Genomic DNA, 1,105 nt, shown 5'->3' with positions numbered 1-1,105 from the left:
GCCCGTGCTGGCGCGGGTCCGCTCGACCCGCGCGCCCTCGCCCGCCCGCATGGCGATGGCGGATGGAGCCGTCTCGGTGATCTTCGACACGGGCGAAGAAGGCGTGGCGCCGGGTCAGGCCTGCGCCCTCTACGATCCGGCCGATCCTGACCGCCTGCTGGGCGGCGGCTTCATCAAGACGACCGCCGCCGTTGCCTGATCCGGCCGGCGACCCGCTCGCGCTGGACGTCCGGACCGGCCTGCCGCCCGAGTTCCTGTACCTGTGCGAGGCGCATCCCCGTGATCGCTGGGACAGTCTGCCCGAGATCGCGGCCTTTTGGCTTCAGATGCACGGGAGCTTTCGGGGTCACCAGGCGCACATGGACGGTCTGGTCAGCCAATGGCGGGCTGGGGGCGATCTGCGCGACCTGCACCGCCAGTTGGTCCCGGCGCTGCAGTCCTTTCTCCAGCATCTGGACGGTCACCACCGGATCGAGAGCGGCCGCTACTTCCCGATGATGCGCGAGATCGAACCCCGCATCGGCGCCGGAATCGACCTGCTGGACCGCGACCACGACGTGATCCACGGCACGCTGGAGACCCTGTTCCGGGACGGGCTGGCCTTCCACCAGGCCGTGATGTCAGGCGCTCCGGACGCCGCCGACCGCGCGTCGCGGCTGGGCGACGAGCTGGAGACCGGCGCGCGGCGGCTGCTGCGCCACTTGGAGGACGAGGAGGACATCGTCATTCCTCTGATCCAGTTGCGCGGGCTGGAGGAATAGGCGGCGGTCGCGCTAGGGCCGGCTCGACGCCTCTCCGGATCCGTCTTGCGGATGGGCTTGGTCCCATGCGGCGGAGACGGTCAGCCGGAAAACCGGCCGCAGACGGTTCAGGTCCCGATGCGCCTTGACGTCGACGGCGGCGCGGCGCTGGGCCAGGTCGATGGCCGCGGCGCCGGCCTCACGCAGGATCGGCAAGGCCTCTTCCGTCTGGCCCCAGCCAGCCAAGGCGGTGCCGAGCTGCGCCTGGGCGAGCGTACGCGTCATATGTCCGGGCGGAAGGCCGAGCTCGGCCATCCGAAAAGCCTCGTCCAGGTGCGCCCTCGCCTCCTGCGACCCGGCCGGCC

Annotated in this window: 3 protein-coding genes; 2 read left to right on the top strand and 1 reads right to left on the bottom strand. The window is 71.1% G+C overall.

Going from position 1 to position 1,105, the window contains the following annotated elements:
- A partial coding sequence (locus AC2W7C_RS18275; protein ID WP_486002616.1) for an aminomethyltransferase beta-barrel domain-containing protein occupies nucleotides 1-199 on the top strand: 199 nt, incomplete at its 5' end.
- Nucleotides 192-761: a hemerythrin domain-containing protein gene (locus tag AC2W7C_RS18270; RefSeq protein WP_486002615.1), complete on the top strand. Its 570-nt coding sequence runs from the start codon at nucleotides 192-194 to the stop codon at nucleotides 759-761. The genes AC2W7C_RS18275 and AC2W7C_RS18270, both read left to right, overlap by 8 nt.
- 12 nt (nucleotides 762-773) lie before the next feature.
- On the opposite strand, the gene AC2W7C_RS18265 is transcribed toward AC2W7C_RS18270, so the two are convergent.
- Nucleotides 774-1,055 (bottom strand): hypothetical protein, encoded by a 282-nt coding sequence (locus AC2W7C_RS18265; protein ID WP_486002614.1) that lies wholly within the window; start codon nucleotides 1,053-1,055, stop codon nucleotides 774-776.
- Between the last annotated feature and the right edge of the window lie 50 nt (nucleotides 1,056-1,105).

This window comes from Brevundimonas sp. CURTG3B2_SDJG (genome assembly GCF_057364705.1).
Note: the sequence above shows the minus strand (reverse complement) of the source record. Positions and strands in the feature narration are given on the sequence as shown.